Raw genomic sequence first — 15260 nt, forward strand, 5'->3', positions numbered from 1 at the left:
TAGTTTTGACCGCATCGACTGGTCGTTTTAAGCGCTTGATCGGGGTGCTAATGCGCCGAGGCGTCGCCCACAATGCGCGACGGTGGCTCATTCATTGGGGTAGGTGAAATCCCTGTCATAGTCGTGACTTGCAAGACTACGTTCGGAATAGATGGCGCAACTTAATTCGGCGTACGCTCACAGATGAGTGCGGACTCTTCATTGCGCCGAGGACGTTCGCCCACTTACGAACGAACGTCCACTTCTCTTGCAGAAGGCAGGCGCGATTAACGAAGGCGGGGCTACGGCGTGACGGCGTTTATATGGCCATACACCCGTCGGGCTCTTTGCGTGGTCTGTCGCGGGACGGCATCGAAGACGACGCCGGCGATATTCGCCCGCACTCGATCGAGTCGTCTCACGGCCTCCTGAAGATTCCCCACCGCGTAAGTGTCGGGTTGTTCGACGAGCAAAGTGCATGCGCCGAGCGGCGCGATCAAGCAGGCGTCGTCGGCCGACAGCACTTCAGGCGCGGCGATGATAACGAGGTCGTACGCAGGAGTTAGCTCGCGCATCAGATGCGCAAGACGCCGATTAGAGAGTGACAGCTCCGGGGCCGGGAGCAGATCGCCAACGGGTATGACATCGAGGTTCTTCGATCCTCCAACAGAATGAATGACATGTTGAACTCTGATGTTGCTTTCGAGAACTTGCGCAAGGCCTAGTGAATTGGATAGCCCGAACGAATCAGAGATCGCACCGTGGCGGAAATCGGCGTCAATGAGCAGTACGCGGTTGCCCGCTTTCGCATTCATCGAGGCCAACTGGGCCGCCAATACCGTTTTCCCGTGGTTCGACCGCGAACTGGTCACGATCATCACGTTGCGCTTCCACGGCGTATAAGGCAGCTTGAGCCGTTCCCGGCGTCTGAGCTGGAAGTGTTCCAGCGGAAAGAGTTTGAAGCTGGCTGCCGGAAACGAACTGCGCTTCGCGCGATAAGCCTTGAATCTCGGCCAATAGAGAACGAGGTAGCCGATCACCACGAACGACGTCACGGTAGTGATACTGACCGTCGAGGTGATGAGCAAGAGAAGCAGCATCAGGAAGCCGTCACTCGCCGTGAAGGCAATGAAGCCAAGCAGAAGCAGCGCGCTGAACAAGCCCATTTCTGCGAAGCTCGCAGGAAGGCCCGCGAACGGCACGCCGGAAGAGATTTCATACTCGACCAGACGAAACGAAGGCAGATACATATACCGCGAGCGTACGTCGTCGGCAGTGACGCCTCGCAATATGTCCTCCAGCGACGCATCGAACATGAACGGGTAACCACCGAGTCGGTGTGAGAATGTGGTCGAGCCATAGAACGTATGACTTCCGAGGTAGATGCCCACGAGGCCGACGACACAAATGAATCCGGCAAGCATGACAAGCGGATGGACCATCCGGAGTCGATGACGCAACGGATAAAGCCCGAGAAATATGAACAGAATGAACGATGACTTCGAGAAGCACAAAAAGAGTCCGAGGCAGTACATTGCGACAATCTTCTTGTTGACCTTCTCGATCAAAAGATGAGCAATGAGCGACGCGACAAGTAAGGACGAGAAGAAGCCCGCTTCTCTCGAGAATCCCGAGGCTCTGGCAAAGAACAGGAACTCATAGAAGTTGGAGTAGGCGCGCGTCGCGTACTCTCCCCAGATCATCCGCGAAAGGGCGGCCGGTCCCAGCGTCTCGGCGAGCCCCCGGTCAACGTAATAAGCCGAGAATTGCACGACTGCGAACGCTATGTTGATCGCCATCCAATGGTGCAGGTAGCAGATGCGCGCGCCGATCGTGTACATCATGTAGCCGATGCACAGCCCAATGGAGACGACCCGAAGCGCTACGCTCGGCGATCCTATCGCGCTGACAGCCACACCGATCGCCAGCGGACCGCTCCAGCTACGGGCAGTGGCGGAGAGGAAGCGGAGAAACTTGAGGTCGAGAAAAGGAATGAAGAGATAAAAATAAATCGTGAAGCCATTGACCCGCGGGTTGAAGATAATGCAGGTGAAAAACATGTAAAAGAGGATGGATACGATCTTCGAATACATGAGGTCCTCTTTGTTCCAGCGTCCGAGTCGGCGCCGGAGAACCGAGTCACGAACAGAATTTTTATGCCACCGGGTCGTCAGGCGAAAGTACGGCAGAGTCTGCGCAGCGGACTCGCACACGTGCTCGTGCGCTGGGACTTCGCGCCAGCTGCCAAAGTATCGAACTGTATACCGCCGATTTTCTTTTGGCTCGAAATTGAACGCGAATGCGTACGGAAACAGACACGGCTTTTCGTACTATTAAAATAGGAATTCGCGTGGGTGAGTATGTATACGAAACAGCTGCGCGAACGGCCGTGCGATCTCGGAACTGGCGAATGTCATCACGCTATTGCCAGCGATATGTCCACACATACCCGTGCAAATGCGTGCAAACAATCATCCCGCCGCGCCGATGCAACGCGGTCGCGCAACGGCGCAGAACCGGCAGGGCGCTTACTGTTCCAACACGGCCTGCGGCGTATTGCGGAAACTGATCGCCATGCGGTTATACATATTCATCAAGCTAATGGCGATCGTCAGGTCGACGAGTTCTCGCTCACTGAACACGGCGCGGGCGCCTTCATACGACGCGTCGGGCACGCCAGTTTGCGCCACCAGCGTGACGGATTCCGCCCACGCGAGCGCTGCGCGCTCGCGGTCGTCGAAGAGATGGCCCGCTTCTCTCCATGCCTGCACGAGCGCGAGCTTGTCGATCTTCACGCCTTTATTCAGCAAGTCGCGTGTGTGCATGTCGAGGCAATAGGCGCAGTTATTGATCTGCGAGACGCGCAGGTAGACCAGATCGACGAGAACCGGCGACAGGTCGCTCTGCATCACATAGCCATAGACGCCGCCAATGGCCTTGACGCCCGCGGGCGCAATTTGAACGTAGTCGAGACGCTTGCTCATGAGATGACTCCTGAAGGGAATGAATTACTTGATGGGGGTGGTCAGCGCTTTGTCGCTGCTATCCGCGACGAAGACGGCAAGCAGCTTGGCGGGCTCCGTTTTGCTGGTATTGCGGCTTATGCGGTGAACTGAGCCGGGCTCCTCGAAGAAGCTCTCGCCGGCATGGTAGACGCGCGTCGGACCGTCATCGACTTGTGACTCGATTTCGCCCGATACGACGTACGCATAGATGAAAGCCGAGGCCGCATGTCTGTGCGCTGAGGACGCCGCGCCGGGCGCGTAATCGACGACGACCGCGGTCAACGACTTGCCCGGAACGTTGCGAATGGCGTGCTGGAAGTTCGGCGTAACGGTCTCAGCTGCGCCGTGTGCCGAGGCCGATAAGGCGATGCCCAACGCCACGGCAGCGCAGGCGGCTCGCTTGATGGATCGTATGTTCATGGTGTCTGGCTCCTTTGTGCTTCTGCATTGTCGTGTCACGTGTGGACACGCAAAAGCACCAGGAATGAACATTTTCGATGCACCAAGAGCGCAGAGCGCGGCAGGTGACGCTGGTTCGTCAGTGCCGCCCGCGAATGACTTCCAGCAGGCGCGAACAGTTACCCGCGAGGGTTCTTTCATCCAGATTGGTCACGCCGAGCAGCAGCCCCTGTTGCCTCGGCTCCGTCGTGTACCAGGGTGAAAGCGGGACCGGGGCCAGTCCGAATACTCGCGCGCGAGAAGCGATGTCGATATCCGATACGGCGGGTTGCGAAAGCGCGGCCACGACGGTCATGCCGGCAGAACCGCGCACGTCGATTGACCCCGAGCCCAGTTCCTTCAGACAACGAACCAGCGCTTCCTGCCGGCCCGCGTAGAGACGCTTCATCCGCCGCAGATGGCGAAGGAAGTGTCCCTCGTGCATGAACTCGCTGACGGCGTGCTGCACCGATGCAGCCGGGGCGGGCGAAAGGCACGCCGCGACATCGCCGAAGCCGCGCGCCAAGGCCGGCGGCACAACGAGAAAACCGAGGCGAAGCGCGGGGCTGATGGTCTTGCTGAAGGTCCCGATGTGGAGCACGCGGCCGTCACGATCGAGCGAGGCCAGAGCCGGCGCGGCCCGTCCCCTCAACTGCAACTCGCCGAGATAATCGTCTTCCACGATCCACCCATCGTGGTGTCTGGCCCACTCGAGCAGCGCGAGCCGTCGAGCGAGCGACATCGTCATTCCGAGCGGCGCCTGCTGGCCCGGCGTCACCACCGCCAGCGCGGCCGCAGGCGCGATCCGGATGCCTGCGTCGACATCGAGCCCATCGGCGTCCACGGGCACGCCAGCCACCGTCATGCCGGCCAGGCCGAGCGCCGTGCGCGTGAGCGGAAAGCCGGGCTCTTCCATCCACGCTTGTTTGCCTTCGATGCGCAGGCCGCGAATCGCGAGGTTCAGCGCGCCGGCGAAACCCGCGGTGACGAACACCTGCGAGGGACTGCATAGAAGCCCGCGAGACACCGCGAGATACGACGCGATCTCTTGCCGTAGTTCAGGATCGCCGCGAGGGTCGGGATAGCCGACAGGAGCCGCTGCGGCGCGGCGGGCGGCGCGTGCCTGAATCCGTGACCAGAGCTTGAACGGAAACGCGTCCTGCGAAGGCACGCCCATTTGAAACGCCAGCGGCGCCGTGCTGAAGTCGTTGAACAACTCCGGAAGCGGCGGCGACTCGGGCGACCATCCGGCCGTCGGCGGCGAGGGCCGCGCAACGACTCGCGTGCCGGCCGCGCCCAAGCCGACCGCAAACTGCTCGTCGATCAGCCGTTCATAGGCCGTGCGAACCGTGCCTCGCGATACGCCCAGCTGAGCAGCCAGATCCGACCACGACGGCAGCCGCGCGCCGGCCGCAAGCTGGCCCGATTCGATCGCATGGCGGATCGAGCCATAGATTTGCGCCGACAGCGGGAGGCCTCCGGCACGATCGAGTCCAATGGAAAGTATTGCCATAGACGCGATAGTACAGTGGCTCTTACCGATCTTGGGCCTGTTCGCGGAGCCATGCGCGGCGTAACTTTCGGGCTGTAGCGCCGCCAGTCAGTCGGCGCTCGATGACCGCCCATTCACAAGACGCGTGCAATAGGAAAGCACGCTCCAACCAGTTCGAGTAAGCGATGAAGCAAGATACAGCCGCGCCGACGAATGCCATGCTCGATGTCGTCATTCCCGACAGCCCGCTCGCGCGCGAGGCGGCCGAACTCATCCGCGACACCGAGAGCGAATTGTTGTTCAACCACTCGACGAGGGTCTACCTTTGGGGCGCGCTGTTGGGCAAACGAAACGGTATCGCGTACGACCGGGAGTTGCTCTACTTTGCCGCCATGTTCCACGATATCGGTCTGACGTCGGCGTATGGAAAAAGCCAATTGCGCTTCGAAGTGGACGGCGCCAACGCCGCGCGCGATTTCCTGCGCAGTCACCATGTCGACGAGGCGGACGTGGCGAAAGTGTGGACTGCCGTGGCGCTGCATACGACGCCGGGCATTCCCGAGCACATGCACGGCGAGATCGCGCTGGTGCAGGCCGGCGCGGGCATGGACGTAGCAGGACGCGGCTTCGATGCGTTTTCAGAAGCGCAGCGCGCGGCGGTGGTCGCGGCTTATCCGCGCGGCGCCGACTTCGCAGCCAGAATGATCGATGCCTTCTACGACGGCATGAAGCATCGCCCGGGCACCACGTTCGGCACCTTCAACGACGATTTCCTCGCGCACAAGGACCCGGGCTTCGAGCGCGTGAACCTGTGCAGCATCATTCTCAATTCGAAGTGGGGCTGACGTCGTAGCCGCAATCGGCACGCATGACGTTCGTCACGAATCGCCGCCGCAGAAGTGACTGTCGAGGAGATCAGTCACGCGCCATACCGAGCAAGGTCTTCGCACGTGCCCGTCGAAGCCGGCTTGCTTCAACGTCGAGACGGAATCCAATGGGCAGATGTTGCTCATCGCGAGGACCAGCAGTCTCGCGGTGCGCTCGTCTGCGCGCAAGCTGCGAACGAATGCATAGTGCGAATCGGCATCCAGCCGGGTATCGAGTAACAGCGCATGGGGACGCCAGCACGCCATCTGGCGCCGAAGCGTGGCGAGGTTCGTGGCGTAAAGCACCTGATAGTGCTTGAGCGTCAACAGCAACGCGAGCGATGCGCCGACCGCTTCATCCCGATGACCGATCAGAATACGGCAATTCGCCGTTGTCCCTGTGGCATTCGCGCTCGTGGTCCAGAACGCGCACTCCTGTTCGTCGTCCAACGGTACCCGACGTGTCATAGCGCCTCCTAGCTGCTCCGCTTGCAGGAACCGCATCTGCGATTCGTGCCCCAGATGATCTGGCTGGCACAACGTTAGAAAGCTCTCTGAAGCAACAGTTGTATGCCGCGTTTCGCATCAATACAAGGAATTTCGAGGCGACTGCGGCGCGAGCGCCACGCAACCGGAGTCATTCGCACGAAGCCGGGAACAGTGAAGAGGCGGCGCGAATGCATAGTGAGCCCTCGTCGTGCTCCGCTATGTCGTGCTATCGAATTTCGTGCGACCGATCGTTCGGCAGATTCCGTTCAGTCACCGTTCCGACAAGTTCGGGCCAACCTGCTGCCCTACAATAGCTGTGTGCCGCATCGCTGGTCTTACAATAAGTGGTCAGTGCAGAATTCGGCATTGGTCGTCAATAACACAGCCGCGCATTAGACGAGGAGAGGCGCAGTGTCCAAGCCAAAGTCGACGCTCCAGCGAGCGACGGGTTCGCCCATTGCGGTCAAGAGCGACTTGCGGTTTCCAGTAGTGGGTATCGGCGCGTCGGCCGGCGGCGTCGAAGCCTTGCAGACGTTTTTCGAGAATGCGCCGAACAGCATGGAAATGGCGTTCGTCGTCGTGGTGCATCTGGCCGCAGAACACGCGAGTCACGTCGACGACATCCTGCAACGCGCCACCGGCATGCCAGTGCGTCAGGTGACTTCCACTCTGCCGCTCGAAAAGAACCATGTGTATGTGATCGCGCCGGGCAAGCAGCTCGAGATGTCGGATGGCTGCGTCAGAGCCGTCGATCGCGATGCATCGGAAAGCCCGCCTTTCACGATCGACCATTTTTTCCGCACGCTCGCCGAGGCTCATGAACAACATGCGATCGGCATCGTGCTTTCCGGCGCGGGATCGGATGGCGCGGCGGGCCTCATTCGCATCAAGGAAGCGGGCGGGATCACGCTCGCGCAGACGCCCAGCGACGCCGAGCACGCGGAGATGCCGCAGCACGCCATTGCGACGAGCCAGGTCGACATCGTGCTGCCCGCGTCCGAGATGCCGCAGCGATTGATCGAACTGCTGGCGAACGCGCAGCGCATCCAGCTGGAGAGTCTCGAAGTCGCAGAGCCGGCGAACGACCGCACGCGTCGGATTGCCAACGACCCGGAGCGCGCGCTGTCCGACATCCTGATGCACCTGCGCGTGCGCACGGGACACGACTTCCGGCTGTACAAACGCGCCACGGTGCTGCGGCGTATCGAACGGCGCATGCAGGTGAACGGACAGCGCGATCTGATGGGCTATCGCGACTTCCTGCGCGCGACGCCCGACGAAGCGAACGCGTTGCTCGGCGACATGCTGATCGGCGTGACGCAGTTTTTCCGCGACCGCGGCGCATTCGATTATCTCGAGCGCGAGGTCATCTCCACCCTTTTCGCGGAGGACCCGGGCGAGGGCCAGGTGCGCGTCTGGGTGGCCGGTTGCGCCTCCGGAGAGGAAGCCTATTCCATCTCGCTGCAACTGGCGCAGGCGCGCGACGCGGCGGCCTCGGCCCGCTCCATTCAGGTATTCGCCACCGACATCGACGAAGCGGCGATTTCGCGCGCGCGCGCCGGCTCCTATCCGCTCGCGATCGCGAACGACGTGCCGCCCGCGCTGCTGCAGCGCTATTTCGTGCGTCAAGCGGCGCACTACGTCATTGCCAAGTCGGTGCGCGAGCGCATCCTGTTCGCGTCGCATAGCCTGCTGCGCGATCCGCCGTTCTCGCATCTGGATCTGATCTCGTGCCGCAACGTGCTGATCTACCTCGAACGCGCGGTGCAGCGGCAGATTCTCGAACTGTTCCACTTCGCGTTGCGGCCGAACGGCTACCTGTTCCTCGGCACCGCCGAATCGGCCGATGCCGCCGACGACCTGTTCGTCGTCGTGGACAAGAAATGGCGCATCTACCGCGCGCGCATGGTCGCGCATCGTACGAAGCCTCCGGTGGGTTTTCCGCCGCTGTCGCAACATGAACCGGGCACCGCCGACGAACGCGCGGCAACTACCGCGCCGCGGCGCGCGCCGGCCAGTCCCGCGCAGCGCAGCTTCTCGTTTACGGAGCTGCATCAGCGCGCGCTCGAAACGTATGCGCCTCCGAGCGTCATCATCGACCGCGACTCGAACGTCGTGCACCTCTCGGACAATGCGGGCCGCTTCCTGCGCCATCCGGGCGGCGAGCTGTCGAGCAACATCATGTCGCTGGTGCTGCCTGACTTGCGTCTGGAACTTCGCACGGCCATTTTTCGCGCGCTGCAAACCGGCACGAGCGTCGAGGCGCGCCGCGTGAAGTGGGTGCACGAGCCGCGCGCCTCGTGGATAAACATGACGGTGCGGCCGTTCCACGACAAGGTCGCGAATGCCGGGTTCCTGCTGATCGTGTTCGATGAAGTGTCGGCTCGCATGACCGACGAAGAACACGCCGAAGCAGCGGGTCAGGACCCCGTGCTCGCGCAGCTCGAACAGGAGTTGCAGCAGAGCCGCGAGCAACTGGCGACGATCATCGAGCAGTATGAAACGTCGGTGGAGGAACTGAGGGCGTCGAACGAAGAGTTGCAGGCGATCAACGAGGAATTGCGCTCGACCAGCGAAGAACTCGAAAGCAGCAAGGAAGAGCTTCAGTCGGTCAACGAGGAACTCACCACCGCGAACGCCGAATTGCAGGCACGCATCGAAGACACCGCGAAGGCCAACGACGACTTGCACAACATCATCGAATCGAGCGAGATCGCGACGGTGTTCGTCGACAAGGAGATTCGCATCAAGCGATTCACGCCGAACGCGACGGCGATCTTCAATCTCATCGATACCGACATCGGCCGGTCGCTCTTTCACATTACGCATTCGCTGCGCTACCCGACACTCGCCGACGACGTGCGGCAGTCGTTCCAGTCACTGCGGCTGACAGAGCGCGAGATTCAGAGCGAGACAGGCCGCTGGTATCTGATGCGGCTGTTGCCGTATCGCACGGCCGACGATCATATCGACGGCGCGGTGATCACGCTCATCGACATCACCGACAGGCACCACGCCGAAGAGGCGGCGCGCGCGAACGAGCAGAGGCTGCGTCTCGTCGCGCAGTCCACCAAGGACTACGCGATCATCATTCACGACCGCGACGGCCTGATCGTGAGCTGGAACGCGGGCGCGGAGAGAATCTTCGGGTACGCGGAAGACGAAGTGGTCGGGCGCGACATCGAGCTGATCTATGAGACGAACGACCGGCTGGCGTTCGTGCCCGCGCACGAGCGCGAAACCGCGCTGAGGGAAGGCCGCGCCGACGACGAACGCTGGCATCGCACGAAGGACGGCCGGCGCATCTATTGCAGCGGCGTGGTGACGCCGATCTCGGACGCCTCGTTCAGCGGCTTCGGGAAGATCGTCCGCGATCTGACCGAGCGCAAGCAGCGCGAGGACGCGAGCCGCGAGGCGCTGGAGCAGGAACAGCGCGCGCGCGAGCAGGCGCTGAGCGCCAATCAGGTGAAGGACGAGTTCATCGCGGTGCTGTCGCATGAACTGAAGCATCCGCTCAATCTGATAGGCGTGAAGTCGGAGATGCTGCCACGCTTGCCGGAGGTCCGGCACATCGACGCCGTGCGCGAAGCGGCCGTTTCCATCAAGCAGGCGGTGCGCAGCCAGGCGCAGATCATCGACGATCTGCTCGACTGGTCGCGCATTCAAACGGGCAAGCTCACGCTCGAAGTGCAGCGGGTGGACGTGTCCGCTATCCTGCGCAGCATCGCGGATGCTTGCGAGGAAGACGCCGGCGCACGCGGCATCTCACTCGAAACGCATCTGCTGGAAGGACCGGCGATCGCGCTCGCCGATCCCGTCCGGTGCGAGCAGATCATCTGGAACCTCGTGTCGAACGCGCTGAAGTTCACCCATGCGGGCGGCCATGTGAAGCTCAATCTGTCGCATGAAGGCGGCATGTTGCGCATCGACGTCGCCGACGATGGGCAAGGGATCGACGCGGCGATGGTCGACTATGTATTCGACATGTTTCGTCAGGGACCGCGCGACCGCATTCGCGGCGGCCTGGGCATCGGCCTCGCGCTCGTCAAGCAACTGGTCGAGAAGCATGGCGGCAGGGTCGCGGCAGCATCGGAGGGCCACGGCATGGGCACGACGATGTCGGTATGGCTGCCGGCGGCCGACGCCCCGCCGCCTGTCAGCGCAATCAGCCGGGACGACGCGAGCATCGTCGGGCTGCACATCCTGCTGGTGGAGGACGACGAGGACACCAGCGCTTCGCTGACCACGCTGCTTGAACTGGAAGGCGCCGTGGTCGAAGCCGCTGCGGACGCGGACACCGCGTTGAAGATCCTCGCGGAACGGCCGATCGACGCGGTCGTGTCGGACATCGACCTGCCCGGCATGAACGGTTACGAGCTAGCGCGCAGGATTCGCGCAAATCCGGCATGGGCGGCGGTGCGCTGCGTCGCGCTGAGTGGACACGACCGCCACGAAGACGTGCAGGCCGCGCATGAGGCCGGCTACGACGTGCATCTGGCAAAGCCGCTGGACTTTTCGCTGTTGATGGATGCGCTAGGCGTGCTTACTCGCGATCAGGGAAGCCAGGCTACCGGCTAGCTTCACATTAGCGAGCCGGGCGCGATGCAGGTCTGAGCGGGCCGAGCGGCGCAGTGCCCGCGACGCTTGCATCAAGAGGCTACGGAGGTCGCCCGGAACGTCGGCGCGTGCATGTCGCTGGACGCATGGCAGCATTGAATCAACTACTTCGCGCATAGGCGCGCAGCACCGGACGATAGTCGCGGCATCTCTTCGGATCAGGCCGGACAAATCGGGCAAATCGGTCAAGTGGGCAATGCACGCCGTCACGCGCACTGTCGCCAGATATCGGACCCCGCAACTGTTCCCTGGCCGACACCAGAGCGGGCGCAAATAATGCGGGCCAAGTTCGACGGAGGCGCTATGGAACATCGAGATATTGTTGTCATTGCGGCATCTCGCGGCGGGCTTCCCGTCATCAAGATGCTGGTGACAAAGTTGCCCGCGGACCTGGACGCCACGCTGTGCATCGTCGTGCATATCGGCCGGCATCGAAGCATCCTGCCCGAACTGCTGTCGCAATGGGGCTCTCACGCGGCGACTCATCCCAGGCACAAAGAAGTGCTCCAGCGTGGCAGAATTTACGTGGCGCCGCCGGATCGCCACATGGTCCTGCGCGACGGCATGCTCTATCTTCTCGATACCGCGACGGAGAACTTCGCACGGCCTGCCGCCGATCCGCTGTTCAGATCGGCCGCCGTCGAATACGGAAACCGCGTGGTGGGCGTGGTGCTCAGTGGCGACCTGGACGACGGCGCCGCGGGCCTCGCGTCGGTTCACGCCCGAGGCGGTTACGGCGTGGTTCAGCATCCGGACGACTGCGAGGCTCCATCCATGCCGCGTAGCGCGATCGCTGCCGGGGGCGTGGATGTCATCGCGAAGCTGGACGAGCTTCCGGCGGTCCTTGTTGCAGCCGTCAAGGGGGCGAAGCGGCGCAAGGAGCATTCCATGACGACTGATCGGCCAGACCTCGATCGCGAGGCACAGATTGCAGACACTGGGCTCGTCGAACCGCAAGTGCTCGATGAGATAGGGCAGCGTTCGGCGCTCACCTGTCCGAGTTGCAACGGCGCGCTTTGGCGGCTCAACGACGACCGGCCTTTGCGCTACCGATGCCATACCGGGCACGCGTTCTCCATGTTGTCGCTGGAAGAAGCCACCGCGCAAACCGCGGACAACGCGATCTGGAGCGCGTTGCGGGCGGTGCACGAGCGCATCATATTCGCGCGCGAGCGGCAGCAGTGGGCGCAGCGCGTGGGCAGCGACGCGGACGTGGCTGTGGAGCAGGCGCGCATCGACGAGAACGAGAAGCTGGCGGAACTTCTTCGGGCCGCAGCCAGCACGCATGAGCCTTGATCGGTCATAGCGAGCCGCGAACACGACTGCCATTTCATCGTTGAGCTTGCGCCTGGCGCAAACCCGCGCACAAATTCACTGATGGCGCGGGACAATGGCCGCTTTGCGTCGCGTTAGACATCGAACCGCTACGGCGCACTGACAGCGTGCCGTGAAGTACGCGCTTCACTGATCGTACGCTGCGATGTAGCTTGCGGCTGTCTCCGTCGCGCAGGCGCGACTACACGATTCGCCACGCCATGCAGAGAGTGCGCCATGAAACTCGCCAAGTGGATCGCGGTTGCGCTAACGCTGTTGATGACGGCATGTGCAAGCCTTCCGCCGCAAGCCGGACGCGAGGAAACCCACGCGCTGACCGACATCGCGAGCACGCGCCTCGGCAGGTCTTTCGCGGCGAGCGAGGCCGCTCATCCCGGCGATAACGCGTTCCACCTGCTACCGGACGGCATGGATGCGCTCATCGCCCGCGTGATCCTGAGCGAGACCGCCGATCGCACGCTGGATCTCCAGTACTACATCTGGCATTCGGATCTCACGGGTCGCGAGATGGCCGCGTCCATCATGCGCGCGGCCGATCGCGGCGTGCGCGTGCGTCTTCTGCTCGACGATCTCGGCACGAACGCCGACGATCAGTTCCTGCTCGCGCTGGCCTCGCATCCGAACGTGCAGGTGCGTCTCTTCAATCCTGTGGCGAATCGCACGTTCAAGAGACTTGGCTCCGCAGCGGAGTTCTTTCGCGTGAATCGTCGCATGCATAACAAGGCGCTCATCGCCGACAATCAGGCAGCGATTCTCGGCGGCCGCAATATCGGCGACGAGTACTTCGGCGCATCCAGCACGGTCGCGTTCGGCGATCTCGACGTGCTCGTGCATGGACCTGTCGTGCGCGAAGTGTCGAGTGCGTTCGATCTGTACTGGAACTCGGATGCGGCGTATCCGATCGAAAATCTCATGCGACGTCATGCCGACGCCGACTCGTTAGCCGAGTATCGCGAGAAGCTCGATGCTTATCTTTTGTCGGAAGAACATTCGCCGTACGTGGCGAACGTGCGCGAGCGTCTCGCGATCGTGATTCAGCAGCGCGGCACCGAATTCTCATGGGGCAAGGCAACGCTTCTCTACGACGATCCCGCGAAGATCACCCGCGCGCCCGGCGATGCCGAAGGTCATCTGATCTCGCAGTTCAAGGCGCTGAAGCTCGATCCCGAGAAGGACATGCTGATCGTGTCGCCTTATTTCGTGCCGCGGGAAGAAGGCGTGCGCTGGCTTCGGTCGATGACATCGCGCGGCGTGCGCGTGACGGTGCTGACGAATTCGCTGGCGGCGACGGATGTCGCGGCGGTGCACGCCGGCTATCAACGCTATCGCAAGGACATGCTCGAAGCGGGCGTGCGCTTGTATGAATTGAAGCCGGTCGCGTCGGCGGATCAGAACGAGAGCACGAAGAAATCGACATTCGGATCGTCGAAGGCGTCGCTGCATGCGAAGACTTATGTGTTCGACCGCAAGCGCATCTTCATCGGTTCCATGAACCTCGATCCGCGTTCCATCGAGCTGAACACGGAGATCGGTGTCTATTGCGAAAGCGCGGCGGCGGCCGAACAGGTGGCGGACGGCATCGGCACGAATATCGATCGAATTGCGTGGCGAGTCGAGTTGCAGGACAACGGCAACGGCGGCACGCGCATGGTGTGGATCGATACGGACGCCAACGGCAAGACGACGCTGCTCGAAAGCGAGCCGGGCGTGTCGGCGCTCAAGCGAGCCGGCATCTGGATGCTCGGCATTCTGCCGATAGAATCGCAGCTGTGATTCCCGCGAACGACGTGCCGCCGATGCAGCGTTGCGCGCATGACAGGTCGATGGTATCTATGCGATGTGGCATGTTCGCGAGGGGTATCGACATGGCATTGCACTTTCCCCGGCTTCCGTCGCGGCGCGCAAGGACGCTCGTGACGAGCGAAACGCTTCATATGGGCGGCAGCGTCCACGTCATGCGATGAGTCCGTTCGGCTGGCTAATGAAGCGTTTCGAGCGCCTCGGTCGCTCGCGCAGCGATGCCAATTCCACCGACGACATTCGCGAGGCGCTCGATCGCATCCTGCGCATTGCGCCGCAAGTGCGGCTCGCGAATCGCTATGAGTCGCGGATCGGGCCGCTCGTTCGCTCGGCGCTTCGTTATGCGCGCGAGCTCGTCGACGCGCTTCCTCCGCCGCGCGATGCGACGCCTTCCGCATGGGCCGACGATGCCTATCTGCGCGCCATGTTCGCGACTTCGGAAGACATCACGCATGTCATCGGCCAGTCCAACGATCTGCGCAACTGGTTCGACGCGCATTACGCAGCGGAACACGCCCATGCCGTGCTGAGTAGCCGCCTCGTCGAGCGGCGCGTGCTCGGCGTGGCCGACGAGGCCGGCGTGGTGCGCTCGGACGTGCCGCGCATCGCCGTGAGCTTCGACGACAAGCGCATTCGCATTTGCGACGAAACCGACGCAGCGCTAAGGGATGACATCGTGCTGCGGGTCATCGAGCAACTGGCGCTGGAAGCCACGTCGCGCATCTCGGCGCAGGAGGCCCAACGCGAGGCGTTGAAGGAGACGCGCGCACTGCTCGCCGCGCGAAGGCAGATGCTCGGGCGGCGTGGCGCGGGCATGTCGGGCATGAGCGGCGCGTCGCCTGCATACGGCGATGCTTCGACGGACTTCGCCCGACTGGAGCGCGAGATGGCCGAGAACGAGGCCGCGCTTGCGTCGCTCGGCTCGCGCGCGGAAGCCGTGGAACAGCAGCTTGGCGCGCTCGCCGACGTGCTGGGCGATCCTGCCGCGCTCATACGCGTGGATCGCAAGGCGCTGCGGCTGGATCGCATGAACCTCGTCGTCGAAGCGCCCGGCGATGAACGGGCCGCCGAACTGACGCTCCATCTCGCGCATTTGCCGATGCAGCCTCCCGAGGTCCGCGCAGTGCAATTGGTGCGCGTCGCGCGGCGAGACATGCCGGCTGCGGGCGGCGCGATCGACGATGCGGCGCGGTGGCTGATCTGAGCGCGTCTCAAAACGCGCCGCGACTCGACCTGCGA

The 15260-nt window shown here is 62.6% G+C and carries 10 protein-coding genes; 5 read left to right on the forward strand and 5 right to left on the reverse strand.

Going from position 1 to position 15260, the window contains the following annotated elements:
* Window positions 1-281 precede the first annotated feature (281 nt).
* The 4 genes from NCR34_RS24405 to pdxR all read right to left on the reverse strand — a co-directional run bounded on the left by NCR34_RS24405 (window position 282) and on the right by pdxR (window position 4935).
* Window positions 282-2072 (reverse strand): CpsD/CapB family tyrosine-protein kinase, encoded by a 1791-nt coding sequence (locus NCR34_RS24405; protein ID WP_248323737.1) that lies wholly within the window; start codon window positions 2070-2072, stop codon window positions 282-284.
* A 435-nt stretch (window positions 2073-2507) separates the two neighbouring features.
* The gene (locus NCR34_RS24410) at window positions 2508-2963 is read right to left on the reverse strand and encodes a carboxymuconolactone decarboxylase family protein (RefSeq protein ID WP_250501217.1); all 456 of its coding nucleotides are present in this window, start codon (window positions 2961-2963) and stop codon (window positions 2508-2510) included.
* A gap of 24 nt (window positions 2964-2987) precedes the next feature.
* Window positions 2988-3404 (reverse strand): cupin domain-containing protein, encoded by a 417-nt coding sequence (locus tag NCR34_RS24415; RefSeq protein ID WP_248323739.1) that lies wholly within the window; start codon window positions 3402-3404, stop codon window positions 2988-2990.
* A 118-nt stretch (window positions 3405-3522) separates the two neighbouring features.
* Complete coding sequence (pdxR, locus tag NCR34_RS24420; protein WP_248323740.1) at window positions 3523-4935, reverse strand: MocR-like pyridoxine biosynthesis transcription factor PdxR; 1413 nt, start codon at window positions 4933-4935, stop codon at window positions 3523-3525.
* A 164-nt stretch (window positions 4936-5099) separates the two neighbouring features.
* Here pdxR and NCR34_RS24425 point away from each other — a divergent pair, with 164 nt between their 5' ends.
* Complete coding sequence (locus NCR34_RS24425) at window positions 5100-5759, forward strand: HD domain-containing protein (RefSeq protein WP_248323741.1); 660 nt, start codon at window positions 5100-5102, stop codon at window positions 5757-5759.
* 33 nt (window positions 5760-5792) lie between these two features.
* Here the strand turns inward: NCR34_RS24425 and NCR34_RS24430 are convergent, their stop codons facing one another.
* Entirely contained in the window at window positions 5793-6248 is a 456-nt protein-coding gene (locus NCR34_RS24430; RefSeq protein WP_248323742.1) for a response regulator, read from the reverse strand.
* Window positions 6249-6680: 432 nt separating this feature from the next.
* On the opposite strand from NCR34_RS24430, the gene NCR34_RS24435 reads away from it, so the two are divergent.
* The 4 genes from NCR34_RS24435 to NCR34_RS24450 all read left to right on the forward strand — a co-directional run bounded on the left by NCR34_RS24435 (window position 6681) and on the right by NCR34_RS24450 (window position 15225).
* Window positions 6681-10847, forward strand: coding sequence for a CheR family methyltransferase (locus NCR34_RS24435; protein ID WP_250501218.1), 4167 nt, complete (start codon window positions 6681-6683; stop codon window positions 10845-10847).
* A 342-nt stretch (window positions 10848-11189) separates the two neighbouring features.
* Window positions 11190-12182 (forward strand): chemotaxis protein CheB, encoded by a 993-nt coding sequence (locus NCR34_RS24440; protein WP_250501219.1) that lies wholly within the window; start codon window positions 11190-11192, stop codon window positions 12180-12182.
* Window positions 12183-12437: 255 nt separating this feature from the next.
* A complete protein-coding gene (locus NCR34_RS24445; RefSeq protein ID WP_250501220.1) occupies window positions 12438-13994 on the forward strand; it encodes a phospholipase D family protein in 1557 nt (518 codons plus the stop codon).
* Between the two features lie 208 nt (window positions 13995-14202).
* Window positions 14203-15225: a hypothetical protein gene (locus NCR34_RS24450; protein WP_248323745.1), complete on the forward strand. Its 1023-nt coding sequence runs from the start codon at window positions 14203-14205 to the stop codon at window positions 15223-15225.
* The last annotated feature ends 35 nt before the right edge of the window (window positions 15226-15260 follow it).

It is taken from the genome of Caballeronia sp. GAWG1-5s-s (assembly GCF_023631445.1).
Taxonomy (GTDB): Bacteria; Pseudomonadota; Gammaproteobacteria; order Burkholderiales; family Burkholderiaceae; genus Caballeronia.

Excerpts from the sequence above, each read along its gene's own strand:
- NCR34_RS24405 (WP_248323737.1), bottom strand. The coding sequence starts at position 2,072 with ATGTATTCGAAGATCGTATCCATCCTCTTTTACATGTTTTTCACCTGC.
- NCR34_RS24410 (WP_250501217.1), bottom strand. The coding sequence starts at position 2,963 with ATGAGCAAGCGTCTCGACTACGTTCAAATTGCGCCCGCGGGCGTCAAG.
- NCR34_RS24415 (WP_248323739.1), bottom strand. The coding sequence starts at position 3,404 with ATGAACATACGATCCATCAAGCGAGCCGCCTGCGCTGCCGTGGCGTTG.
- pdxR (WP_248323740.1), bottom strand. The coding sequence starts at position 4,935 with ATGGCAATACTTTCCATTGGACTCGATCGTGCCGGAGGCCTCCCGCTG.
- NCR34_RS24425 (WP_248323741.1), top strand. The coding sequence starts at position 5,100 with ATGAAGCAAGATACAGCCGCGCCGACGAATGCCATGCTCGATGTCGTC.
- NCR34_RS24430 (WP_248323742.1), bottom strand. The coding sequence starts at position 6,248 with ATGACACGTCGGGTACCGTTGGACGACGAACAGGAGTGCGCGTTCTGG.
- NCR34_RS24440 (WP_250501219.1), top strand. The coding sequence starts at position 11,190 with ATGGAACATCGAGATATTGTTGTCATTGCGGCATCTCGCGGCGGGCTT.
- NCR34_RS24445 (WP_250501220.1), top strand. The coding sequence starts at position 12,438 with ATGAAACTCGCCAAGTGGATCGCGGTTGCGCTAACGCTGTTGATGACG.
- NCR34_RS24450 (WP_248323745.1), top strand. The coding sequence starts at position 14,203 with ATGAAGCGTTTCGAGCGCCTCGGTCGCTCGCGCAGCGATGCCAATTCC.